Source organism: Bradyrhizobium sp. SZCCHNR1043 (genome assembly GCF_032489675.1).
In the GTDB taxonomy this organism is placed as follows: domain Bacteria; phylum Pseudomonadota; class Alphaproteobacteria; order Rhizobiales; family Xanthobacteraceae; genus Bradyrhizobium.
The window spans coordinates 96,196-119,294 of sequence record NZ_JAUEYN010000003.1 but is presented as its reverse complement, the minus strand read 5'-3'; the positions used below and the strand labels follow the sequence as shown (position 1 = coordinate 119,294).

The 23,099-nt window shown below is 64.4% G+C and carries 22 protein-coding genes; 13 read left to right on the top strand and 9 right to left on the bottom strand.

Annotated features, from left to right (window positions below; all coding sequences use genetic code 11):
• Positions 1-78: 78 nt before the first annotated feature.
• A complete protein-coding gene (locus tag QX039_RS05860; RefSeq protein ID WP_315738625.1) occupies positions 79-1,272 on the bottom strand; it encodes an MFS transporter in 1,194 nt (397 codons plus the stop codon).
• A gap of 62 nt (positions 1,273-1,334) precedes the next feature.
• On the opposite strand from QX039_RS05860, the gene QX039_RS05855 reads away from it, so the two are divergent.
• Positions 1,335-2,141, top strand: coding sequence for a helix-turn-helix transcriptional regulator (locus tag QX039_RS05855; RefSeq protein ID WP_315738626.1), 807 nt, complete (start codon positions 1,335-1,337; stop codon positions 2,139-2,141).
• Between the two features lie 126 nt (positions 2,142-2,267).
• On the top strand, positions 2,268-3,617 hold the full coding sequence (locus tag QX039_RS05850; protein ID WP_315738627.1) for a malonyl-CoA decarboxylase: 1,350 nt from the start codon (positions 2,268-2,270) through the stop codon (positions 3,615-3,617).
• Positions 3,618-4,322: 705 nt separating this feature from the next.
• On the opposite strand, the gene QX039_RS05845 is transcribed toward QX039_RS05850, so the two are convergent.
• From QX039_RS05845 to QX039_RS05815, 7 genes are all read right to left on the bottom strand, one after another.
• Positions 4,323-4,736: an SRPBCC family protein gene (locus QX039_RS05845; protein WP_315738628.1), complete on the bottom strand. Its 414-nt coding sequence runs from the start codon at positions 4,734-4,736 to the stop codon at positions 4,323-4,325.
• Positions 4,737-5,039: 303 nt separating this feature from the next.
• Complete coding sequence (locus tag QX039_RS05840; RefSeq protein ID WP_315738630.1) at positions 5,040-5,621, bottom strand: hypothetical protein; 582 nt, start codon at positions 5,619-5,621, stop codon at positions 5,040-5,042.
• 91 nt (positions 5,622-5,712) lie between these two features.
• A complete protein-coding gene (locus QX039_RS05835) occupies positions 5,713-6,972 on the bottom strand; it encodes a hypothetical protein (protein ID WP_315738631.1) in 1,260 nt (419 codons plus the stop codon).
• Between the two features lie 440 nt (positions 6,973-7,412).
• The gene (locus QX039_RS05830; RefSeq protein ID WP_315738632.1) at positions 7,413-8,468 is read right to left on the bottom strand and encodes a hypothetical protein; all 1,056 of its coding nucleotides are present in this window, start codon (positions 8,466-8,468) and stop codon (positions 7,413-7,415) included.
• A 401-nt stretch (positions 8,469-8,869) separates the two neighbouring features.
• Positions 8,870-9,124: a DUF3297 family protein gene (locus QX039_RS05825; protein WP_315718031.1), complete on the bottom strand. Its 255-nt coding sequence runs from the start codon at positions 9,122-9,124 to the stop codon at positions 8,870-8,872.
• The gene (locus tag QX039_RS05820) at positions 9,121-9,597 is read right to left on the bottom strand and encodes a glutathione peroxidase (RefSeq protein WP_315725519.1); all 477 of its coding nucleotides are present in this window, start codon (positions 9,595-9,597) and stop codon (positions 9,121-9,123) included. Before QX039_RS05820 ends, QX039_RS05825 begins: the two co-directional genes overlap by 4 nt.
• Positions 9,597-10,991 carry an amidase family protein gene (locus QX039_RS05815; protein WP_315738633.1) on the bottom strand — a complete coding sequence of 465 codons (1,395 nt, stop codon included), beginning with the start codon at positions 10,989-10,991 and terminating at the stop codon, positions 9,597-9,599. Before QX039_RS05815 ends, QX039_RS05820 begins: the two co-directional genes overlap by 1 nt.
• Positions 10,992-11,235: 244 nt before the next feature.
• Here QX039_RS05815 and QX039_RS05810 point away from each other — a divergent pair, with 244 nt between their 5' ends.
• Positions 11,236-12,339, top strand: a complete 1,104-nt coding sequence (locus QX039_RS05810; protein WP_315738634.1) for a lactonase family protein — start codon at positions 11,236-11,238, stop codon at positions 12,337-12,339.
• Positions 12,340-12,419: 80 nt separating this feature from the next.
• Positions 12,420-12,854, top strand: a complete 435-nt coding sequence (locus QX039_RS05805; protein ID WP_315738737.1) for a group III truncated hemoglobin — start codon at positions 12,420-12,422, stop codon at positions 12,852-12,854.
• Between the two features lie 54 nt (positions 12,855-12,908).
• On the opposite strand, the gene QX039_RS05800 is transcribed toward QX039_RS05805, so the two are convergent.
• A complete protein-coding gene (locus QX039_RS05800; protein ID WP_315718026.1) occupies positions 12,909-13,166 on the bottom strand; it encodes a DUF6894 family protein in 258 nt (85 codons plus the stop codon).
• A 305-nt stretch (positions 13,167-13,471) separates the two neighbouring features.
• Here QX039_RS05800 and pqqA point away from each other — a divergent pair, with 305 nt between their 5' ends.
• From pqqA to QX039_RS05755, 9 genes are all read left to right on the top strand, one after another.
• Positions 13,472-13,552, top strand: a complete 81-nt coding sequence (pqqA, locus tag QX039_RS05795; RefSeq protein ID WP_012029362.1) for a pyrroloquinoline quinone precursor peptide PqqA — start codon at positions 13,472-13,474, stop codon at positions 13,550-13,552.
• Between the two features lie 215 nt (positions 13,553-13,767).
• Positions 13,768-14,697, top strand: coding sequence for a pyrroloquinoline quinone biosynthesis protein PqqB (pqqB, locus tag QX039_RS05790; RefSeq protein ID WP_315738635.1), 930 nt, complete (start codon positions 13,768-13,770; stop codon positions 14,695-14,697).
• A 20-nt stretch (positions 14,698-14,717) separates the two neighbouring features.
• Positions 14,718-15,473, top strand: a complete 756-nt coding sequence (gene pqqC / locus QX039_RS05785; protein ID WP_409998868.1) for a pyrroloquinoline-quinone synthase PqqC — start codon at positions 14,718-14,720, stop codon at positions 15,471-15,473.
• A gap of 206 nt (positions 15,474-15,679) precedes the next feature.
• Positions 15,680-15,988 carry a pyrroloquinoline quinone biosynthesis peptide chaperone PqqD gene (gene pqqD / locus QX039_RS05780; RefSeq protein WP_315738637.1) on the top strand — a complete coding sequence of 103 codons (309 nt, stop codon included), beginning with the start codon at positions 15,680-15,682 and terminating at the stop codon, positions 15,986-15,988.
• On the top strand, positions 15,985-17,181 hold the full coding sequence (gene pqqE, locus QX039_RS05775) for a pyrroloquinoline quinone biosynthesis protein PqqE (RefSeq protein WP_315738639.1): 1,197 nt from the start codon (positions 15,985-15,987) through the stop codon (positions 17,179-17,181). Before pqqD ends, pqqE begins: the two co-directional genes overlap by 4 nt.
• On the top strand, positions 17,174-18,163 hold the full coding sequence (gene pip, locus QX039_RS05770) for a prolyl aminopeptidase (RefSeq protein ID WP_315738640.1): 990 nt from the start codon (positions 17,174-17,176) through the stop codon (positions 18,161-18,163). Before pqqE ends, pip begins: the two co-directional genes overlap by 8 nt.
• Positions 18,164-18,341: 178 nt before the next feature.
• Complete coding sequence (locus QX039_RS05765; protein WP_315738641.1) at positions 18,342-19,010, top strand: DUF4286 family protein; 669 nt, start codon at positions 18,342-18,344, stop codon at positions 19,008-19,010.
• A gap of 337 nt (positions 19,011-19,347) precedes the next feature.
• On the top strand, positions 19,348-21,147 hold the full coding sequence (locus QX039_RS05760) for an FAD-dependent oxidoreductase (protein ID WP_315738642.1): 1,800 nt from the start codon (positions 19,348-19,350) through the stop codon (positions 21,145-21,147).
• Positions 21,117-22,967 (top strand): 2-oxoacid:acceptor oxidoreductase subunit alpha, encoded by a 1,851-nt coding sequence (locus QX039_RS05755; protein WP_315738643.1) that lies wholly within the window; start codon positions 21,117-21,119, stop codon positions 22,965-22,967. Before QX039_RS05760 ends, QX039_RS05755 begins: the two co-directional genes overlap by 31 nt.
• Positions 22,968-23,099 lie beyond the last annotated feature (132 nt).

The window sequence follows — 23,099 nt, the reverse complement described above, 5'->3', positions numbered from 1 at the left end:
ATCAGCACGCGCATATCGGCCCAGGCTGCGCCGGCAGCGCGTGCCTGGCAATTGGGAAAATTTGGGTGGATCGCATTCTCACTCCGCCGGCGCCTCCCGCAGCGCCGGCTGCGCCGCCGGAAGCTCCGGCGGCAGGATCAGCGCGGCGATGACCGCAACCAGGCAGAGCACGGCGAACGCCTGCAGCATGGTGACGAAGCCGCCGCGCTCATACAGCCAGGCGACCAGGCCAACCGAGGCGCCGGCCGCGGTGAAGCCGACGAAGTAGCGCACCGCATAGGCGCGCGAGCGCCATTCCTCGGCCGTGTATTTGCCGACCATGGCGTCATTGACGGTGACCTGCCCGAACGCACCCATGACGATGCCGATCGAGGCCACGATCAGCGCCCAGTCGCGCGCGTCGGCGGCGAGATACAGCAGCGGCGCCAGCACCAGCGACAGCGGCAGCGCGATCGTCTTCAGCGCGTGGCGATCGAGCAGCCGCCCTATCGTGTACTGCGTCATCGCGCCGAACACGTAGACGCCGGCCGCGATCACGCCGAGCAGCGCCGGGCTCTGCGTCAACCCGGCCAGCCGCTCCGCGAACAGCTTTGGCAGCGCCACGGTGATCGCGTTGAACGTCGTCGAGATCGCGATCACCACCAGCAGCAGCGCGAGCACCACGCGCCACATCTGGTCGCGCGCGACGCGGGCCTGCGCCGCGGCCTGCTTCGATCCGCGGCGGTCCTCATGCACGACCGACAGCGCGAACACCACGCCGATCGCCACCGTGATCACCCCGGGTACGATGAAGGCGAAGCGCCAGCCGAGATATTGCCCGACCACGCCGGTGACCAGCGCCGACGAGGTGACGCCGAGATTTCCGAACACGCCGTTCAGCCCCATGTCGCGACCGAGCCGGTCGGCGTAGGACACCAGCATCGCGGTTCCCACCGGGTGATAGATCGAGGCGAACAGACCGATCGCGAGCAGCGCCGCGCCGAGCTGCCACGGCGTCTGCACCAGGCCGACCGAGACCATCGACAGGCCGATGCCGAGATAGAAGATCAGCATCATGTGCCGCCGGCTCCAGCGGTCGCCGAGCCAGCCGGTCAACAGCGACCCGGCGCCGAAGGCGATGAAGCCCGGCGTCGCGTAGGGCAGCAGGTCCGCATAGGCCATGCCGAGCGCCGGGCCCATGATAATGACCGCGGCTGCGAAGATCAGCATCGCATAATGGTCGATGAAATGGGCCGCGTTGACGAAGCCGATGACGCGGCGGGCGCTGTTCATGGGAGCTGTCCTCGATTCCTGACGGATCGGTTATAGTCGACGCGACCAACGAGAAGCCGCCAATGACCGTCGTGGACACGCCATTGAAGCCGCTTGGCGCCGACCGGGTGACGACCGAGCCCGGCGTCCATCTGATCGCGCGCCTCTATCACAAGGGTGCGCGGCTCGATCCGCACATGCACCGCGAATCCCAGTTGATCTACGCCTCGCGCGGCACGATGCAGGTGACGACGCCGCGGGGACGCTGGCTGGTGCCACCGGACCGCGCGGTCTGGGTGCCGGCGCGCCATGGCCACGCCATCGACATGCTGGCCGACAGCCAGATGCGGACGCTGTATTTCGAGCTGGACTGGCTGAAGCGGGAGACGCGGGGCGCGCGGCTCGACCGCGAGTTCGTGGTGCAGGTCTCGCCGCTGCTGCACCAGGCGATCCTGGCGCTGTTCGCGGCGGACGGCGGGCCCGAGCGCACGGCGCTCCTGGTGCGGCTCGCTTTGCTCGAGTTGCGCCGCGCCGAGGATTCCTCGACCTTCATCCCCTTGCCGCAGGATCCGCGCGCGCGCCGTGCCGCCCAGCTCGTCCTCGCCTCTCCCGCGAGCGAGCAGGACCTGGCGACCCTGGCGGGCAAGGTCGGCAGCTCGGCCCGCACTTTGTCGCGGCTGTTCGCGGCGGAGACGCGGCTGAGCTTCAAGGCGTGGTGCCAGCGTGCCCGGATCGCCGCCGCGATCGAGCGGCTGTCCACCGACCGTCACCTCTCCGTCAAGCAGCTCGCCGCCGATCTCGGCTATGCCAGCGTGCCGGCGTTTTCGCATGCCTTCAGGCAGGTCACCGGCCGCACTCCGACCGAATTCGCGGAGCAGACAGGTGCATGACACGCCGGCCGCATATGCGCGCCGCGACGGCGGCGTTGACGATTTGTTATGTTTGAATGTGACCAGCTTTGCCATAAATCCATGTAACATCGCCTTCATCACGCTCTGGGATTCGACCGACATCAGATGGCCAATGCCTTTTTCACCGACCTGATCACCACAATTTCCGAGCGAGGCCGGACGCTGCTGCGCGGCGGCGGCGCCCCTGTCGAGAAGCACGATGCGACGAGCCTGGCCGAGCTGTGCGAGGCGCTGGTGTCCGGTGCCGGCGAGGCCTCGGGCACGGCGATGGCCCGCGACGTGCTCGACGGCTATCACGATCTCGACCCCGAGGGGCGCAAGGCGTTCTTCACCGCGCTGGTCCATGATTTCGGGCCCGACAAGGCCAGGCTCGCCAAGGCGATCGACGACTGGCGCGCGGCGCCATCGGACGAGGGCGCGAGCGCGCTGCATTTCGCCTCCGAGCCGCGCCGGCAGGAGCTGATCCGCCGGCTCAACCGCGCGCCGGGCGGCACGCCCGAGCTGGTGGCGATGCGCACCGATCTCCTGGATCTGTTGAAGGCCAGTCCGGAACTCGCCGCGCTCGACCGTGACGTGGTGCATCTCTTGAGCTCGTGGTTCAATAGGGGGTTTCTCGTGCTGCGCAAGATCGACTGGTCGACGCCGGCGAACATTCTGGAGCAGATCATCCGCTACGAGGCGGTGCACGAGATCCACGACTGGGACGATCTGCGCCGCCGCATCGATCCGGTCGACCGCCGCTGCTACGCCTTCTTCCATCCGGCGATGCCCGACGCGCCCTTGATCTTCGTCGAGATCGCGCTGACCGAGACGATCCCCGGCGCCATCGCGCCGCTGCTCGCGGTCGACCGTCCGCCGGTGCCGGCCGACCGCGCCCGCACCGCCGTCTTCTATTCGATCTCCAACACCCAGCGCGGTCTCGGCGGCATCTCGTTCGGCAACTTCCTGATCAAGCAGGTGGTGGAGGAGTTGAGGCGCGAGCTGCCGAAGCTCGACACCTTCGTGACCTTGTCGCCGGTGCCGGGCTTCATGAATTGGCTGAAGTCGACGGCCGATGCGACCGAAGAGGATCGCAACGTGCTCAAGCTCCTGAACGAGCCGCGCTGGGTCGAGGACGCCGAGATGTCCGCCGAGCTGCGCCCCGTGATCGAGCCGCTCGCCGCGCACTACTTCCTGAGGGCGCGCACGTCGAAGGGAAAGGTGATCGATCCCGTCGCCCGCTTCCACCTCGGCAACGGCGCGAGGCTCGAGCGCATCAACTGGCTCGGCGACCTCTCGTCCAAGGGCCAGCGCGAATCCGCGACCGTGATGGTGAACTATCTGTATCGGCTCGAGGACATCGAGAAGAACCACGAAGCCTATGCCAATGACGGCGAGGTCGTCGCCTCCAGCGCGGTCAAGAAGCTGCTGCGCGCCGAGGGCCGGCGGCTGCTGGATATGCGGCTGTCGTCGTAATTGGTCCCCTATACGGCGCATGGGACGAACCACGCGAACCACAAAGTCAGTGTCATCCCGGCGAACGCCGGGATCCATAACCCCAGGACGTGATTTGGGGCGGACTCGTCGTTAGACCTCGCGTCCCACATCCGCCGCGGAGTATGGGTCCCGGCGTTCGCCGGGACGACGCTGTAGGAAAACCGCTTTCACATCTCAAACAGCTGGAGGACGTGCGACCGCGGCCTCGCGACGCCTGACGCCCGAGTGCTGCGAAACACGTCACCCTCATCAAATACAGAGGGCGCAGGGAAGACCGGGTGCTGGCCGCAACCCATGGCCCCCGTGCGTGAGAAAGTGCACGGGGCAGGAACCACAGGTACGACCGGTGCATTCCGGCCTTCCCTGCGCGATGGTTTGAACGGTGTCCTTCGTGCTCTCCCTGGGGAGAGGCGTTCTTGCCCCCATCGCCCGGGCGTGCCGTCAAGCAACGCTTGCGGACTTGACCTCAGCGTCGAGAGGCCAGGACCACACGACTTCTCCGTCCGCACAGACGCCGGTCGTCTACCGACATCTCCACGGCCACCGCATCCCTGCCCCGACGTTCGTGACGACGCGTACGTCCCTCTGCGAAAAGGACAGGACATGCGCATCATTGCTGATTTTCGGAATTTGTCAAGGTGAAAGATTCGGGCGGTGCCCGTCGGGACCTCGGCCCCCTCGCCCTCATGACGCCTTCTTCGCCTCCACATGCCGCGCGAAGCTGTCGAGAATGGCCTGCCAGCCACCCTGCTGCTGCTCGACTGAATGGGTCGTTTCGGCATCGAAGGCGACGCGAACGACAACGCCATTCGGGCCGGGCTCGAAGTGGACCTCGGCCTTGCGGTCGCCGAAGGCGTATTCGATCAGCTTGTGCTCGACGATCTTGGTGTAGGTGCCTGCGAAGTCGAAACCCATGCTGCCGTCCTTGGCCTCCATCCGCGACGAGAACGCGCCGCCCTCTCTCAGGTCGACCGTGGCCTTGGTCGTATGCCAGTCGTCGGAGGCCGCGTTCCACTTCACGATGTCGGCCGGCGTCGTATAGGCACGCCAGACCTGATCGATCGGGGCTGCGACGGTGGTTTCGACGGTGATCCTCATGAAACATTGCTCCTGGTTGCATTTGGACGGCTCACTGCATGAGCGCAGGGGGCGGTGTCGGTTAAAAGACGAGCCAGACTGGCCGGTCCCGACACCCGCGAGCCCTCAATGCGTTGAAAAATGAAAAAGACGCCGGTGTGCACGGTCAGCATGCGGTTGGCGTCTGTTGGCGCCCCAGCTCGGAACCCAACACCTCTCGCTTCCGCCGTCTTCGCGTCGATCAGCGCGCTCAAGGACGAGTTTTATGCACTGTCACCGAAAGAGCCGAGAACTAGAGTGGCCCCTACCATATTCTTACCAAACTTACATTGAGTTGCTCCGATGATCGCAAAGACGCACCATCTCTTTGCGCAACGAACTCTCGAGCTTAACGTTGAAGGTCCTACCTTCGTCTGTAAACACCATCGCGGAAAGAAATCGGTAGCGAAATCTGCTCCAAACGGATGTTCCAATAAATGTTTTTAATGCATTTTCCTGAAAAACCGAAATAGGCGAGAGAAAGAAGATCTCAGACCCGCGGGCCCTGATTTCAACTGGGTACCTTTTCTGGGCAATCCATTCATCTGCAGCCGAGTAGTCTAGAGGCAACACCTCGTAAACTCCGCGCTGGAGAGGTAGCTTCCAATGAAAGAACCCCATCGGAATATGCACGGGCATCGTGCCTAAGTTGCGAATGGATACTACCAGATATTTCGGTCGCTCCTTTCCTTCCAAGGAAGAGTGGTGGATGACATTTATGGAGGCGCGCGCACTTATTCTCGTACGGGATGTTCTCATTGCAGCGATCGAGCTAAACAGAGCGACTAAGACGGCCGAGAACGTGCCTAAGACGCCTAGGGCGGCAATCGTATATTGATGAGCCTTCAGAAACTCTTCGATGTTCACGTAGCAGCCTCCCGCTGCGTTAGCGCACTTTCCGACGTGGTCACGCGCCCGATTGGGTTTCGATGACACTTAACGTATTGACTACCTCACCTCATCGTCCCGACAGGGAGTCTTGTGCACTGTCACAGTTCAGGTCATGCCCGAGAGAAATCTCCGTGCCTTCCACGCTACCTGTCACCGCTCCGGCTACCATTTGTGACTTGAGTGCAACCTTCGTTATGTTGATACCTCCTTTGCCGTCGGGAGATGGTACCCACTCGTCCGACTTGGCGCCCAACAGGCCGCGACCAACCGGCACTTCGGCGAAATTGTTGTGCACGACGTCGAGCGGTAAGATGGGGTCTTCAGAACGATCGGAAGACGACGCGATAACAGCAGAAACCCCAGCGTGCTCTCTGTTAACAAACATCGAGGTCGGCACCGGGCTTCCGTTCGCACTTTTTATAGACCACTGGCTTCCGATGTACGGTTTTCCAAACGCACCGGTAGCTCTTTCAACGGGGATGGTAACAGGGCCTGCTGGGTAAACTGCTTCAACAGCGTAGGGAAGCCCTGAGAGCCCATGATCAATTGGGAGTGCACCAAGTTGACAGCCATTCACAGCAATGACGTATGCATCCTTGCTACCAACAATGCCCTTGGCACGATATTTTTTTAGCTTCTTCGCCTTCTCATCAACCGCTGCGATCCATCGTCGCCGTACCTCCTCATGCGGTACATCCCCAACCTTAAATTCGCCAGGCTTCGGAAACTCCAAATAGTCTTCGGGTACTCCCATGGGCTCCGGTGAAACGGCCTCAATCCAATAAACCTTATTTTCGTGCTCGAACCTGAAGTCCGGCCCCTTAGCAGCGGTTGTGATTTTGAAGCCGAGCGCATCGAGATGACGCGCGATCATCATTTCCCACACTCGCTGCAGGATCTTAGCTTTGTTGCCGCTTACGAGCTCCGTGACGAAGTGCTCTGACGGCAAGTTGAGGGCAAGAAACTTCTCCCACGCCATGAGAACGCACGACTTGTAGTGCGGCGCGGCCTCATATTGCTTGTCCAGGAAACTGCGGACGTTCTGATCCCATCGCGCTTTACGCTGTTCTGTGGTTTCGCGCGCCTTTGGAGGACCAATAAATCTATTCTTGATATTCCGGGGAAACCTGCTGCGGCGGTGCTTTCGCGACCAGCCAGAAACCATGCCCAAATACTGGGTCGCCCTGTGTTCGCGTCGCCGCAGCAGTTGGAGCAGCGTCTCAGCACGAACGCGGTTCGGTGCCGCAGCGCTCATCCTCTCGATGCGGCGCTGCTGTCGCACGATGCGCTTTTTGGCCTGCGCTAAGCGCAGACGCGCGTCGGACACGAACGAAGGCTCGCTTTTCCGCGGCATGACCTAACACGAGAAAAATGGGGTATAAGCACAACCTTTGCGATAAGTGGGAACTTCCACTCGCGAAGGCAAGAGCTCTGAACACGAAATCCAGTTGTCCGGCACGCAAACCACATGGTGCGCCGCCCTTTATATACAAACGGGTACAGAACTTAGGGCGCTGGATTGATGTTGCGCCAGCACTGGCTGCGGTCCAACTGCCACTCGAAGCCGAAGATGTTGGTCTTGTACGCCCATTTGCGAGAGCCGAGCCTGAGGGAAGAATTGGGTGTGCCCACCAATTCCGGTGAATACCAGTCTTGCGATTGCCGCCCCCGGCGCGGCGCGCCGATGCTTGTCCTTCAGGTAGGTTCACAACTATCAATTCTGGCGTTCTCGATGCGCCGTGACGCCGTAACCGAAATCCCGCCACTTCACCCCAACGCGCCCTGCGGCCGCAGCCGCAGCACCGCCGGCGGCAGATTGGCTGCCAGCCATTCCGCAATCAGCTTCTGCTTCCGGTGATACGCCAGTCCCACCGCGACCACCGCGATGCCGATCAGCGACAGTGCGAACGGGAACAGCAGCGAGTCCTTGAAGACGACGTCGGCGAGGTGGCCGAGATACATCGTGATGCCGATCGCGCCGAAGACGGCGTAGGCGCGGCGGACGATGATGACGGCGATCGCAAGCAGGCCGACGTTCAGCAGGCAGTAGATCGCCTTGCCGAGCTCGGTGGCGCCTTCGGTGGCGCTGACGCCGCCCCAGAAGGCCATCAGGCCGAACAAGTGCATCCAGAAGCCGAAGTCGCGGCTGTGGCTGTTGTAGTCGACGATCCACGCCACCGCGAGAATGCCGAGGCCGAACCAGATCGAGACGATGCGGCGCATCTCCCAGTCGAAATGGCTGACGTTGAAGATCCAGGGCGTGAGGTCCATCGACATGAACCACAGCGCGACCGACATGATCGCGACGATGAAGGGCACGCGATAGAAGCGCAGCGCGATCGCGCCCGCCGCGATCGTGGCGATCTCCATGAACAGCCAACTGCCCTTGATCCAGACGTAGAAGTCGTGGACCGTGCCGGGCTTGCCGAACTTGCCCCACCAGCCGAATTCGGCCTGGACGCCGTAGACGGCGAGCGGTGCCATCGACACGGCGATGGCGATCAGCAGGCCGCCGGGGACGCGCAGGTCGCGGCGCCAGAGGTGGTCGCCGGCGAAGCCGAACGCGGCGGCGTAGGCGAGCGCGCAAGCGGTCAGCGCACGGCCGCCCATCTGCGAGAACGCCACCGTCGAGAACAGGCCCATGGCGCCGATGACGATCAGCGCGCCGGCGTACCAGAGCAGATGCGCGGCATCGAATTTGGCGTGCGCCGCGGGACCCGCCTTCGCCTGTTGCTCGAGGTAGGTCAGCAACCGCTGCAACTCGTCGGGCCCGATCGCGCCGGCCCCGGCTGCGGCGCGCAGATCTTGTTCCGAATAGGACATCGTCTTCACCCTCTGTGATCTCGCCGGAGACGGCACGCAGGGGTCCGATCGCGCAGACGCCTGGGGACGTCGCGCGTCGGGACCGGTGCCGACGGGGCGGATATGGGTGAGTGTAGCGGAATGTGAGCGACGTTCAATATAATTTTGAACGACGCTCAAATATCTACGACCAACATTCTAAATTCCCCATCGCGACGCGGGTGCTAAAGCTGCTTCGACCCCGCCCTTCTCCACACCGTCATGGCCGGGCTTGTCCCGGCCATCCATGTCGTGCGCCTGGAATGACGACGTGGATGCCCGGGACAAGCCCGGGCATGATGAGTCCTGGGTTGGCGGTTTGCCTCATCGCTGAGGCCAGAGGTTGGCGGATACGACCACCAGAGGCCCGCAGCGCAGTCGCCTCAATCCTTGAAATACGGCTCGACCGGGCCGTGGACCTTGATGGTCAGCGGGTTGCCGTGGCGGTCCTTGGCGTTCCCTGCGGCGACGCGGATCCAGCCTTCGCTGATGCAGTATTCCTCGACATTGGTCTTCTCGGCGCCCTTGAAGCGGATGCCGACGTCGCGCGACAGGATCTCCGCATTGTAATAGGGGCTCTTCGGATCGACCGACAGCCGGTCAGGAAATGGGGTCGCAGTCGTCTCGTTGTCGCTCACAGCAGTGCCTCGATCTCTTTCTTCAACGCCTCGGGCGTGGTGGTCGGCGCATGGCGCGACACCACGTGACCGGTGCGATCGACCAGGAATTTGGTGAAATTCCACTTGATCGCTGAGCCCAGCAGGCCCGTCTTCTCGCCCTTCAGGAACCGGTATAGCGGATGCGCGTCCGCACCGTTGACGTCGATCTTCGCGAACAGCGGAAAGGTGACGTCGTACTTGCCGGCGCAGAACGCGCCGATCTCCTCGGCCGTGCCGGGCTCCTGGGCGCCGAACTGGTTACAGGGAAATCCGAGCACGGCAAAGCCCCTGTCAGCATAGGCCCGGTGCAGCGCTTCGAGCCCGCGATATTGCGGCGTGAAGCCGCAGGCGCTGGCGGTGTTGACGATCAGCAGCACCTGGCCCTCGAAGCGCTTCAGCGGCACCTCCTCGCCCTTCAGCGAGGTCGCGGTGAAATCATAGATGCCGGCCATCAGCCCAGCACCGGATCGATCGGCGACGGCGGCGTACCGCCAGCCTCGATCGCTTCGCCAGCGAGAAGGCACGCGTCCTCGCGAAAGCGCTGGCCGACAAGCTGGACGCCGACCGGGACGCGGCCGACCATGCCGGTCGAGACCGTCAGGCCCGGCAGGCCGAAGAACGGAATCGCGATCTGCGTGAGCTGGGCGTGCCAGACCTGCCTGAAGGACTCCTCGTCCTTGCGGTCGAGCTGATCGGCGAACGGCAGCATGCCCGACACCGGCATCAGCAGCAGCGGATGCTGCTCCATGAACAGGAGCCATTGCCGAGTCAGCGCGGCGCGGCGCGCGAGCGTCTGCGACAGGTCGAACGGGTGAACCTTGTCACTGACGCCGCGCAGGCAGGCCAGCGCGCCAGGGTCGCCCTCCTTCTCGGCCGCCGCGAGCTGCGCCTCGTAGCCGTCGCCGAGCCAGAGACGGGTCTGCAGCAGCGCGGCCTCCTGCATCGGCGGCGTGTCCGCGATCTCCTCGACGGTCCAGCCGGCGGCTTCCAGCCGCCTGGCGGCATCGCGCAAGGCGGCCACGACCTCCGGCACCGGGTTCAGCCCGTCCGGGTTGACGCACAGCGTGACGCGCTTCGGCAGCGGCGGGCCCTCGAGCGGCACCGGCATCCACCAGACATCGCGGACGTCGCGCGCCGACATCGCCGCCAGCGCGATCCTGATGTCGTTGATCGTGCGGGCGAGCGGCCCCGAGACGGCGCTGATCTGCGGTCCGATCGGGCGCTCGGGGAACTGTGTATTGAAGGCCGGGATGCGGCCGACCGTCGGGCGCAGGCCGTGGATGCCGCAGGCGTAAGCGGGATAGCGGACGGAGCCGGCGATGTCGGTGCCGTGGCCGATATGGCCGATGCCCGACGCGGTGGCCGATCCTGCGCCGCCCGAGGAGCCGCCCGGCGTGATGCCGGGGTCGCGCGGATTCTTGGTGTGGCCGTGGATGAGGTTGCTGGTGAACCAGCGATAGGAGACCGCCGGGGTGTTGGTGCGGCCGAGCAGCACCGCACCGGCCTTGACCAGGTTGTTGACGACCGGATTGTGTGCCGACGCGATCGCGTCCTTCTGCAGATTGAGGCCGTTGGTGGTGGCGAAGCCGGCCTGGTCGACATTGACCTTGATCGTCACCGGCACGCCGGCGAGCGGCCCCGGATCCTCGCCGCGCGCCAGCCGGGAGTCGATGGCGTCGGCCTGTTGCAGCACGTCCTCGGGGCGATGGTCGATCACGGCGTTGATCGCGGGATTGACCGCATCGAGCCGCGCCAGCGCCGCGGTCGCGGCATCGCGGGCGGAGACCTGTTTCGACTTGATGAGGGCGGCGAGGTCGGCAGCCGGCAGGCGCCAGAGATCGGTCATGGGGAGCTCCGTGGTGACGGATGGCTGTTCTAGCGCGCGGGCTGGATGGGAGAAAGCCGTCCAGGCGCGGCACTCCGGGATAGCCCATGCAGCAACGCGCATGGGTCTTGTCCCCCGCTCGCCGATCGGGACCGAGGGGACGATCAATACCGATCCTGTATCGATCGATCCGGAAACAAGCTTGGTCAAGCTTCACAAACGACTTTAAGACCTCAAGCAACAACATCACGAAGGGGGAAACCACATGATCAGACCGGGCACCATCATGGCCGCGACATTCGTTCTCGCCGCTGCAGCAACGCTGGCGCCGCGCGCAGGCTACGCCGAGACCTACGCCTATGTCGGCAACGCCGACAGCAACGACATCAGCGTCTTCAAATTCGACGCCGCGACCGGCGAGATGACCTCGGTGCAGACGGCTTCCTTCGTCGGCGTCGACAAGCCGGGCTCGTCGACCCCGCTCGCGGTCAGCCCGGACAAGCGGGTGCTGATCGCCGGTGTGCGGTCGCAGCCGTTCCAGGCGGAGAGCTTCGCGATCGATGCCAAGACCGGCCAGCTCAGCCATCTCGGCAACGGCCCGCTCGCCGACAGCATGGCCAACATCGCCTTCGACCGCACCGGCAAGGTGCTGTTCAGCGCGTCCTATGGCGGCAACAAGGTCGCGGCGAATCCGGTCCAGGCCAACGGCGTGGTCGCCGCGCCGAGCCAGGTGCTCCCGACCGGGCTGAACGCCCATGCCTTCCTGCCCTCGCCCGACAATCGCTTCGTGTTCGCGACCAATCTCGGCTCCGACCAGGTGCTCGGCTTCGCCTTCGACGCCGCCACCGGCGCGCTCACGGCCAAGGACGCGCTGACGGTGAAGACGCCGGAGAAGTCAGGGCCGCGCCACTTCATCTTCCACCCGAACGGCAAGTTCATCTATCTCCTCCACGAGCTCAACGCCGATCTCGCCGTCTATGCCTATGACGCCGAGAAAGGCACCTGGAGCGAGCAGCAGCGCACCACCGCCCTGCCCGCCGGCTTCACCGGCAAACCCTGGGCGGCCGATCTTCACGTGACGCCTGATGGTAAGTTCCTCTACGCCTCGGAGCGCGGCTCGAACACGATTGCCGGCTTCAAGGTCGATGCGGCCAGCGGGCGCCTGACCTTGATCGGCAGCGTGCCGACCGAGACCCAGCCGCGCGGCTTCGCCATCGATCCCGCCGGGCGCTATCTCGCCGCCGTCGGCGAGCTGTCGAACGGCATGACGGTGTATCGGATCGACGCCGCCGGCGGCGCACTGGAGAAGCTGAAATCCTACGCCGTGGGCAAGAAGCCGAACTGGGTGGAGTTCGTCAGCCTGCCGTGACCGAACGCCGGCGCCGCCGCGAGATCGTGAGTGGCGGCCCCGGCGTTTCCACCGGCGCTATCATCCCCTATATACAGCGCATGACCATGCCTGCCGCCCAGCCCGACCGCCATCCCCTCGCCGTTCAACATCCGGAACTCGACGACGCCTCGATCCGCCTACTGGTCGAGACCTTCTACGGGCGCGCACGGGAGGACGAGCTGATCGGCCCGATCTTCAACCGTGCGGTGGAGGATTGGGACGAACATATTGGCAGGATCAGCGATTTCTGGTCGTCGATGTTCCTGAAGACGGGCCGCTACACCGGCGCGCCGATGCGGCCGCATCTGTTGCTGTCGTTGCAGGGGCCGCATTTCGACCGCTGGCTGCAACTGTTCGAGGCGACGGCGAAGGACCTGCTCGCGCCGGAACTCGCGGAGCTCTTCATCGTCCGCGCCCGCCGCATCGCCGACAGCTTCGAGATGGGCATCGCCAGCACGCGCGGCGACATCGTGCGCCCGCGCCATTCGGTCTGACCTCGGCTGCAAACATGCGAGCGTTCGAGGAGCGGCGATGCGGCCGCTCTGCGCTCAATGGCGCGTCATCGATTGCGCCGGCATGTTGAAGATCGCTTCGGAGAACGGGAACTCCAGCACGATCTCGCCGTCCTCGTCGGTGACCTCGATGACGGCCGTCATCAGCGCCGCGTTGCCGCCTTCGGTACGCAGCAGTTCCTTGATCATGTCGCGCGCGACTTCCCAGGCGCGGTCGGGACTGCGCAGCACCTCGCCGTCGGTATCGGAGACCAGTTCCTCGCCGATCCGTGTGTTGAAGAAATATCTAGGCATCATCAGCTTCCAATGGGGTCGCGCGCTTGGGTTTTGAAGTCTCGAACATCTCACGACTGCTTCATCCGGCCAGCTCAGCCCCTCAAGCTAGGGACCGAATTGTACGGCGTTGCGAAGCCATCGATCACGAATTCGTTGTTTTCGCGGCTCAATCCGACGAAAACGGCAGCAACTCGCATCTGCAACTTCGCACTGCAATAAACAGGCCTGAGAGGCTCAAACAAAAAGATTCCACTGGCGAACTTTTCGTAGCACGGTAGTTTAATGCTGAGGACGATAACCGTCCCATCTTGAAGGAGAGGACAATGGCCTGGAAAGCACCGAAGATCGTTGAAGTGCCGGTCGGCATGGAAATCAACATGTACGCCTGCGCGGCCCGCAAATAATTCGCGGGTGTGACGTCCAGGTCTCGGCGATCAGGACGTCGACGCTTGAGGGTGGGGATCAGCGACCGCGTATGTGCCAGCCCGTACGCGGGTCGGATGTCCCACCCTCGTCACCTTCCCTGCGGGCGATCCTGGCCGTTGGTCAGCTTGCCTGTCGGTCATCCTGCCGCTGGTAATCGCGTGCGCCACCACAGCTGAATTCCAGGAGACGGCTCATGCTTCGCCTCGTCGTCCTGGGCGCCGCCGCAGGCGGTGGAGTGCCGCAGTGGAATTGCGGCTGCGCCGTGTGCCGTGCCGCGCGCACGGATCATCCCGAGATCAGCAACAGCCAGGCCTCGGTCGCGGTCAGCGCCGACGGGGCGAACTGGTTCCTGATCAACGCCTCGCCCGATCTGCGTCAGCAGGTCACCCGCACGCCGCAATTGCATCCGAAGCCCGGCGCCTTGCGCCACAGCCCGATCGCCGGCGTGATCCTGACCAATGGCGAGATCGACGCGGTCACGGGGCTGCTGTCGATGCGCGAGAGCTCGCCATTTTCGATCCATGCGCATCCCAAGGTGCTTGCGATCCTCAGATCGAACAACATCTTCGATGTGCTGAAGGACGAGACCGTCAAGCGCGTGCCGATCGTGATCGACGTGCCGTTCCGGCCGCTTTTGCAGGACGGAAGGCCCTCGGGCCTGGAGGTCACGGCCTTCGCCGTCTCGGGAACGAGCGCGTGGTATCTGCGCGACAAGCAGCATCCCGGCGGTAGCTCCACGACCGGCGACACGCTGGGCCTGAAGATTGCCGATCTCGAAGGCGGCCAATATTGCTACGTCATCGCCGCCTGTGCCGGCGTCGACGATGATCTGAGAACGAGATTGAAGGGCGCGCCGCTGGTGCTGTTCGACGGCACGGTGTGGCGCGACGACGAGATGATCCAGGCCGGACTCGGCAACAAGACCGGGCAGAGCATGGGACATATCGCGATGTCCGGAGAAAGCGGCGCGATCAAGCAGCTGGCGGACATCGGGATCGGCAGGAAGGTCTTCCTGCACATCAACAACTCCAATCCGGCGTGGCTGCACGCCTCACCCGAGCGGCAAACGTTGGAACGCGAGGGATGGGAAATCCCCGCTGAAGGGATGGAGATCGTACTGTGAGTGAGGCAAAACTGAGTGGAATGACGGCGCTGTCGGTCGGCAAGGGCGTGACCTTGAACAGTGCCAGCGAGCTGGAAGCGGCGCTGCGCCATATCGGGGCGACGCGCTATCACAACCTGCATCCGTTTCATAAGCTGCTGCATGGCGGCAAGCTGAACAAGGGCCAGGTGCAGGCCTGGGCGCTGAACCGCTACTACTATCAATCGACGATCCCAATCAAAGACGCGATGGTGATGACGCGCTTCCGCGATCGCGCCACCCGGCTGGAATGGCGGCACCGCATCGAGGATCATGACGGCGACGTCGGCAGCGAAGGCGGCATCGAGCGCTGGATCAAGCTCACGGAGGGCCTGGGCCTCGACACGGACTATGTCGAATCCACCGAGGGCATCCTGCCCGCTACCCGTTTCGCGGTCGAAGCCTATGTGCATTTCTGCCGCGACCGCTCACCGCTGGAGGCGATCGCCTCGTCGCTGACCGAGCTGTTCGCGCCGAGCATCCATGAAGAGCGTATCTCGGGCATGCTCGAGCACTACAATTTCGTCAACAACGACACGATGAGCTACTTCAAGCGGCGTCTCACCCAGGCGCCGCGCGACGCCAACTTCGCGCTGCATTACGTCAAGGAGCACGCCACCACGCCGGAGCAGCGCGCCGCCGTGTGCAACGCGCTGATCTTCAAGACCAACGTGCTGTGGGTGCAGCTCGACGCACTGTATTACGCCTATGTCGAAGGCAACATCCCGCCCGGCGCCTTCGTGCCGAAGGAGGGGTAGCCGTGTCCCGTTTGAACCACCGCTCTCGTACCGCGAACGGTGCACTCCCTCCCCCCTTGCGGGGGAGGGTTGGGGTGGGGGGTCCACACGGGAAGTCTTTGCTGGGACCCCCACCCCCGACCCCTCCCCGCAAGGGGGAGGGGAGTGGCATCGTGCTCTGCGCGGCCACCGTGCTTCTTCACGACTACACGACTTAGAGACCCGCCATGGCTCCGCGTCACATCCAAGTCACCGAGACCAGCCGCGTGGTGCTGCCGCGACACACCAAGCTGAAGTTCGACGAGACGCGCCAGGTCTGGGTCATCCTCGCCCCTGAGCGCGTGCTGGCGCCGGACGAGATCGCGGTCGAGGTGCTCAAGCTGTGCGACGGCGCGCGCGCCGTCGCCGGCATCATCGACGATCTCGCGGCGAAATATGCCGCGCCCCGCGACGTCATCGCGACCGACGTCGTCGCCATGCTGCAGGATCTCGCCGACAAGGGATTTCTCACCGAGGTTCGGGAGACGACATCATGACCGAGCTCACCGAGACGACGCCGCAGATCGACGCGAATGACGGCCTTGCCGTGCTGGAGCGGCGCGGCTCCACGGCCGAGACCTACGGCATCCCGCTCGCCGTGCTGGCCGAGCTGACGCATCGCTGTCCGCTGCAATGCCCCTATTGCTCCAACCCGCTGGAGCTCGATCGCGCCGGGCAGGAGCTGACGACGGCGGAGTGGAAGAAGGTGCTGTCGGAGCTCGCCGAGATCGGCGTGCTGCAGATCCACTTCTCCGGCGGCGAGCCGACCGCGCGCAAGGATCTGGTCGAGCTGGTGCAGCATGCCAACGACGTCGGACTCTACACCAACCTGATCACCTCGGCCGTGCTCTTGACCCGCGAGCGGCTCAAGGAGCTGGCCGATGCCGGGCTGTCCCATGTCCAGATCAGCTTCCAGGGCAGCGAGGCCGGCATCGCCGACCGCGTCGGCGGCTACAAGGGCGGCCACGTCAAGAAGCTCGAGGTCGCGCGCTGGACCCGCGAGCTCGAGCTGCCGCTGACGGTCAACGCCGTCATGCACCGGCAGAACCTGCATCAGCTGCCTGATATCATCCGGATGGCGGTCGATCTCGACGCCGACCGGCTCGAGGTCGCCAACGTGCAATATTACGGCTGGGCGCTGAAGAATCGCGCCAGCCTGATGCCGACCTACGCCCAGCTCGAAGAGACCGACCGCATCGTCGAGGACGCCCGCGAGCGGCTGAAGGGCACGCTGACCATCGACTACGTGGTGCCGGACTATTACGCGCTGCGGCCGAAGAAATGCATGGGCGGCTGGGGCCGGCAGTTCTTCAACATCTCGCCCTCGGGCAAGATCCTGCCCTGCCACGCCGCCGAGAGCATCACCGGGCTCGACTTCATGTCGGTGCGTTCGAACCATTCGATCGCCTGGATCTGGCAGAACTCCGAGGCCTTCAACCGCTACCGCGGCACCGGCTGGATGAAGGAGCCGTGCAAATCCTGCGAGTTCCGCGAGATTGATTTCGGCGGCTGCCGCTGCCAGGCGTTCGCGCTGACCGGCGACGCCGCCAACACCGATCCGGCCTGCACCTTATCCCCGCTACACGAGAGCATCTTCAAGCAGGCGGAACGTGACGCGGCCTCGGGCCAGGACCGCTTCCTCTATCGCAACTTTGCCGGCGGCACGCCGGAGAACGGCAACGATGCCTGACGCCGAAGCCGGCCGCGCCTCCGCGCACCGCAGCGATCCGTTCATCCCGCTGACGTCGGAATGGCTGGATGTCTCCGGCGGTCACCAGATCTATGTCGAGAGCAGCGGCCGCGCTGGCGGCATTCCCGCGGTTTATCTGCACGGCGGGCCGGGCTCCGGATGCCAGCCGGATCACCGCCGGCTGTTCGATCCCGAGCGCTTCCACGCCGTGCTGTTCGACCAGCGCGGCGCCGGCCGTTCGCGTCCTGCACGCAGCCGCGACAACAACACCCTGCCCGACCTGATCGCCGACATGGAGGCGATCCGCGAAAGATTCGGTTTCGAGCGCTGGATCGTCGCCGGCGGCTCCTGGGGCGCCACCTTGGCGCTGGCTTATGCGCAGGCGCACCCGACGCGCGTCACGGGCCTGGTGTTGCGCGCGACCTTTTTCGGCACCCGCGCGGAGGTGGCGACCGCCTTCGGCGAGACGCTGGCGCGCTTTCACCCAGCCCTGCACCGCGACTTTCTGGAGCTGCTGCCGGAGAACGAGCACGCCGATCCGTGCGACGCCTACTTCCGGCGCATCCTCGATCCCGATCCGGCGATCCATGGCCCTGCCGCCCGCGCCTGGCACGATACCGAGCGCGCGCTGTCGGAGGTGAAGCCCGCGCGCGCCCGGCTCGATCGCCTCGCCATCCGCTCCGGCACCGCCTTGCCGGCGACGCCGTTCATGGAGGCGCACTATTTCTCGCACGACAGCTTCATGGCGCCGGACCAGTTGCTGCGCAATGCGAACAGCCTCAGCGGGATTCCCGGAATCATCGTGCAGGGCCGCTACGACCTGCTTTGTCCGCCAGCGACCTCGGCACGGCTGGCGGAGGTGTGGCGCGACGCCGAAATCCGTGTCGTCGAAGCCGCAGGTCACAATCTTTATGACCCCGGCATCCGCGATGCGGTCATGAAAGCCATCTCCGACATGGCTAAGCGCACGACCGCGCCTTAAACATGTGATCGTCTCCCCTCATTCCTGAGGAGCCATGCGCAGCATGGCGTCTCGAAGGATGAGGCCGATCCATCCCGACCTCATGGTTCACCAGGCAATGCGCAAGCATTGTCCGCGAGACGCGCCCGAGGGGCGCTCCTCACCATGAGGAATTGGCCGCCAAACAAGGACATCTGCAATGCCCATCGCCGGGAAAGGCATGCTGTTGACATCGATGAACATCGATGCCGCTGACGAAGCCGACTTCAACCGCTGGTATGACAGCGAGCATCTCGAAGAGCGCGTGGCCATCCCCGGCTTCATCGAGGCGCGGCGCTATGTCGCCGAGCAGGGCAGCCCGAAATATCTCTGCCTGTATTCGACCGAGACGATCGACGTGCTCGACAGCGCGCCCTATCGCGCCCGGCTCGAGTCGCCGACGGAATGGTCGAAGGCAGTGATGGCGCGGTTCAAGAACATGATCCGCAGCGTCGCGCGCATCACGATCTCGATCGGCGCCGGTCGCGGCGCGGTGCTCGGCATCATCCGCCTGCGGCCGAAGCCGGGACAGGACGGGGCGCTGCGCGACGCGCTGCAGATCGAGCTCGATCCGAGCGAGGTCAAGGGCGTCATCTCGATGCACCTGCTCGAGGGCGATGCTGATCTCTCCGGTCCGGCAGCCGGGGTTCCTGCGAGCTCACGCGATGCCGACTGGTTCATCCTCATCGACGGCACCGACAGTCATGCCATCGCGACCTTGATGACCACGCGCTTCGCGGCGATCGACGGTCCGCTGGCGACGCAGATCTCGGCCGGCATCTACAGGCTGATGTGGGACCTGAGCCGCGCGGACATCGCCTCTGGCTGAGCGCGCATTGTTCTGCATCAATGACGCGAGCGTGCAACCGGCAGATGCAGCCGCTCGCCACAATGCCGCAACGCAACAAATTCGATGGCAGCATCACGCCCGCAATGCGGCGCCGCACACTGTGCACGAAGGGCAGCTTTGCAAATTTGCCTTTGTGTGCGCCTTGGAATGGCTCTAGTCTCATAAGACTATTCAATTGAGCCATTCAAAAAACAGAAGGGCGACGAACAGGACCTGCTCCGGACTCCCAATCGATCCCCAGCCGATCCTGAACAAGCAGTCGTCCTCACGTCAGGAAGGCCGCGCGCTCATGGTTCGCCGCGCGGACAGGGTATGAATGAGAGCGACTGATATCTCGGCCCCCGACTACTTTCACAAAGTAGTCGATTGCCAATGGGCTTGTCCCGCGCACACTCCGGTCCCCGAATACATCCGACTGATCGCCGAGGGTCGCTACAGCGACGCCTACATGATCAATTGGAAATCGAATGTATTCCCGGGCATTCTCGGACGCACCTGCGATCGCCCTTGCGAGCCCGCCTGCCGACGTGGGCGCGTCGAGGAAAGCCCGGTCGCGATCTGCCGCCTCAAGCGCGTGGCGGCCGATTTCAAGGACGACGTCCATCAGCGCATGCCGCGCCCTGCCCCGAAGAACGGCCGGCGCATCGCGCTGGTCGGCGGCGGCCCGGCATCGCTGACCGTGGCGCGCGATCTCGCGCCGCTCGGCTATCACTGCACCGTGTTCGACGCCGATCCCAAACCCGGCGGCATGATGCGCTCACAGATTCCCAAGTTCCGCCTGCCCGACAGCGTCATCGACGAGGAGACGGGCTACGTGCTCAGCCTCGGCGTCGACTACAAGGCCGGCCATCGTATCGACAGCCTCAAGAAGCTGCTGGCCGAGAACTATGATGCCGTCTTCATCGGCTCCGGCGCGCCGCGCGGCCGGGAGCTGAACATTCCAGGTCGGGAGGAAGCGGCGGCCAACATCCATCTCGGCATCGACTGGCTATCCGGTGTCTCGTTCGGCCACACCGACAAGATAGGCAAGCGCGTGATCGTGCTCGGCGGCGGCAACACCGCGATGGATTGCTGCCGCACCGCGCGCAGGCTCGGCGGCGAAGACGTCAAGGTCATCGTGCGCTCCGGCTTCGAGGAGATGAAGGCGTCTCCGTGGGAGAAGGAGGACGCGCTGCACGAGGACATTCCGATCCTCAATTATCTCGTTCCGATCGCGTTCCACCATGCCGCCGGCAAGCTGACCGGCATGACCTTCCAGAAGGTGAAGGCGGAATATGACGCCAACGGCGGACGCTCGCTGGTGCCGTCCGGCGAGCCCGACGAGACCTATCCCTGCGACGACGTGCTGGTCGCCGTCGGCCAGGAGAACGCATTCCCCTGGATCGAAGCCGATTGCGGCATCGAATTCGACAAGCGGCACATGCCCAAGGTCGATCCGACCACCTTCGTCTCGACCAATCCAAAGGTGTTCTTCGGTGGCGACGCCGCGTTCGGGCCGAAGAACATCATCTGGGCGGTCGCACAGGGCCACGAGGCCGCGCTGTCGATCCATCGCCTGCTCTCGGGCGAGGACATCACCGAGCGCCCGCTGCCCGAGGTGCACATCTCCTCGCAGAAGATGGGCATTCATGAATGGAGCTATGACAACGACATCTCCTCCGACAAACGCTTCAAGGTGCCGCATCGTGACAAGGTCGTGGCGCTGAAGGACATCCGCACCGAGGTCGAGCTCGGCTACGACGTCAAGCTCGCGCTCGGCGAGGCGCATCGCTGCCTGAATTGCGACGTGCAGACGGTGTTCTCCGACACGCTGTGCATCGAATGCGACGCCTGCGCCGACATCTGTCCGATGGATTGCATCACCTTCACCGACAATGGCGAGGAGGCGGATCTGCGCGAGCGGCTGAAGGCGCCCTCGCTGCATCCCGACCAGAGCCTCTACGTGTCCTCGGATCTGAAGACCGGGCGCGTGATGGTGAAGGACGAGGACGTCTGCCTCCATTGCGGCCTGTGCGCCGAGCGCTGTCCCACCGGTGCGTGGGACATGCAGAAATATTTCATCGAGACGACCCACGCAGGTAACGCATGTCCCAGCAAGCGCCGCTCAGCAGCGTAAACGACTTCGTCGTCCGCTTCGCCAACGTCAACGGCTCCGGCTCGGCCAGCGCCAACGAGCTGTTCGCGCGCGCCGTGCTCCGTCACGGCGTGCCGGTGAGCCCACGCAACATCTTCCCGTCGAACATCCAGGGCCTGCCGACCTGGTACGAGGTGCGCGTCACCGAAGCGGGCCATCTCGGCGCCCGCGGCGGCGGCACTGATTTGATGGTGGCGATGAACCCGCAGACCTGGGACAAGGACGTCGCCGGTATCGCGCCGGGCGGCTATCTGTTCTACGATTCCACCAAGCCGATGCCGGCAACCAAGTTCCGCGACGACATCACCGTCATCGGCGTCCCGCTGACCGCGATCACCAACTCGACCTATTCGGATCCGCGCCAGCGCCAGCTGTTCAAGAACATCATCTACCTCGGCGCGCTCTCAGCGCTGCTCGACATGGATCCGAAGCTGATCGAGCAATTGATCGGCGAGCAGTACAAGGGCAAGGAGAAGCTGCTCTCCTCCAACGTCCACGCGCTGCATCTCGGCCGCGACTGGGCGCTGCAGAATTTGAAATGCCCGATCGGCCTGCGCATCAAGAAGGCCGACAAGGTCGGCGACCGCATTTTCATCGAGGGCAACAACGCCGCCGCGCTGGGCGCCGTCTATGGCGGCGCCACGGTCTGCGCCTGGTACCCGATCACGCCGTCGTCTTCGCTGGCCGAAGCGTTCAGCAACCACTGCAAGAAACTGCGGCACGATCCGGAAACCGGGCAGGCCAAATACGCGATCGTGCAGGCCGAGGACGAGCTCGCCTCGATCGGCATGGTGGTCGGCGCGTCCTGGAACGGCGCCCGCGCCTTTACCACGACATCGGGCCCCGGCGTTTCGCTGATGACCGAGTTCATCGGCCTGTCCTACTTTGCCGAGATCCCGGCCGTGATCATGAACGTGCAGCGCGCCGGCCCCTCGACCGGCATGCCGACGCGGACGCAGCAATGCGACCTGATCGCCTGCGGCTATGCCTCGCACGGCGATACCAAGCACGTGATGCTGTTCCCCGAAGATCCGGCCGAGGCGTTCGAGTTTGCCGCTGCGGCGTTCGATCTTGCCGAGCGGCTGCAGACCACGATCTTCCTGATGCTCGACCTCGACATCGGCATGAACCAGCGGCTGTGCAGACCGCTGAAGTGGGACGATGCCAAGCAATATGACCGCGGCAAGGTGATGACGGCGGAGATGCTCGACGAAGGCCGCGACTTCGGCCGCTATCTCGACGTCGACGGCGACGGCATTCCGTTCCGCACCTACCCCGGCACGCATCCGACGAAGGGCTCCTACTTCACCCGCGGCACGTCGCGTGACCGCTACGCGCGCTATTCCGAGGAAGGCGCCGTCTATGCCGACAACGTGCAGCGCCTGCTGCGCAAGTTCCAGACCGCGCAAGACATGGTGCCGCGGCCGCTGCAGGCCAATGCGAGCAAGCCGACGAGATATGGCGTGATCTATTTCGGCTCGACCGCGCCGGCGATGGACGAGGCGATCGGACTGCTGGAGGCGCGCGGCTGCCAGCTCGACCGGCTGCGCATCCGCGCCTTCCCGTTCCATTCGAGCGTGGCGAGTTTCATCGCCGAGCACGACTTCGTCTATGTGGTCGAGCAGAACCGCGACGCCCAGCTGCGCCAGCTGATCGTCACCGAGAACGGCATCGACCCGGTCCGGCTGGTGCCGATCCTGCATTATGACGGCACGCCGATCACGGCGCGCTTCATCGCCGATGCGATCGGCGACCACCAGGACCACATCAAGGTCACCCCACTGCGCAAGGCCGTGTCATGACGTACTCTTCGCTCTCTCCGCCGTCATGCCCGGGCTCGACCCGCCTGCGCGGCCGTAGCTGCTTCGGCGCGGCGAAGGCCCGGGTATCCACGTCTTTCCTCCCGGCCCCGACGTGGATGGCCGGGACAAGCC

Coding starts and splice junctions, on each gene's coding strand:
- QX039_RS05860 (WP_315738625.1), bottom strand. CDS start 1,272: ATGAACAGCGCCCGCCGCGTCATCGGCTTCGTCAACGCGGCCCATTTC.
- QX039_RS05855 (WP_315738626.1), top strand. CDS start 1,335: ATGACCGTCGTGGACACGCCATTGAAGCCGCTTGGCGCCGACCGGGTG.
- QX039_RS05850 (WP_315738627.1), top strand. CDS start 2,268: ATGGCCAATGCCTTTTTCACCGACCTGATCACCACAATTTCCGAGCGA.
- QX039_RS05845 (WP_315738628.1), bottom strand. CDS start 4,736: ATGAGGATCACCGTCGAAACCACCGTCGCAGCCCCGATCGATCAGGTC.
- QX039_RS05830 (WP_315738632.1), bottom strand. CDS start 8,468: ATGTCCTATTCGGAACAAGATCTGCGCGCCGCAGCCGGGGCCGGCGCG.
- QX039_RS05820 (WP_315725519.1), bottom strand. CDS start 9,597: ATGGCCGGCATCTATGATTTCACCGCGACCTCGCTGAAGGGCGAGGAG.
- QX039_RS05815 (WP_315738633.1), bottom strand. CDS start 10,991: ATGACCGATCTCTGGCGCCTGCCGGCTGCCGACCTCGCCGCCCTCATC.
- QX039_RS05810 (WP_315738634.1), top strand. CDS start 11,236: ATGATCAGACCGGGCACCATCATGGCCGCGACATTCGTTCTCGCCGCT.
- QX039_RS05805 (WP_315738737.1), top strand. CDS start 12,420: ATGACCATGCCTGCCGCCCAGCCCGACCGCCATCCCCTCGCCGTTCAA.
- QX039_RS05800 (WP_315718026.1), bottom strand. CDS start 13,166: ATGCCTAGATATTTCTTCAACACACGGATCGGCGAGGAACTGGTCTCC.
- pqqA (WP_012029362.1), top strand. CDS start 13,472: ATGGCCTGGAAAGCACCGAAGATCGTTGAAGTGCCGGTCGGCATGGAA.
- pqqB (WP_315738635.1), top strand. CDS start 13,768: ATGCTTCGCCTCGTCGTCCTGGGCGCCGCCGCAGGCGGTGGAGTGCCG.
- pqqC (WP_409998868.1), top strand. CDS start 14,718: ATGACGGCGCTGTCGGTCGGCAAGGGCGTGACCTTGAACAGTGCCAGC.
- pqqD (WP_315738637.1), top strand. CDS start 15,680: ATGGCTCCGCGTCACATCCAAGTCACCGAGACCAGCCGCGTGGTGCTG.
- pqqE (WP_315738639.1), top strand. CDS start 15,985: ATGACCGAGCTCACCGAGACGACGCCGCAGATCGACGCGAATGACGGC.
- pip (WP_315738640.1), top strand. CDS start 17,174: ATGCCTGACGCCGAAGCCGGCCGCGCCTCCGCGCACCGCAGCGATCCG.
- QX039_RS05765 (WP_315738641.1), top strand. CDS start 18,342: ATGCCCATCGCCGGGAAAGGCATGCTGTTGACATCGATGAACATCGAT.
- QX039_RS05760 (WP_315738642.1), top strand. CDS start 19,348: ATGAGAGCGACTGATATCTCGGCCCCCGACTACTTTCACAAAGTAGTC.
- QX039_RS05755 (WP_315738643.1), top strand. CDS start 21,117: ATGTCCCAGCAAGCGCCGCTCAGCAGCGTAAACGACTTCGTCGTCCGC.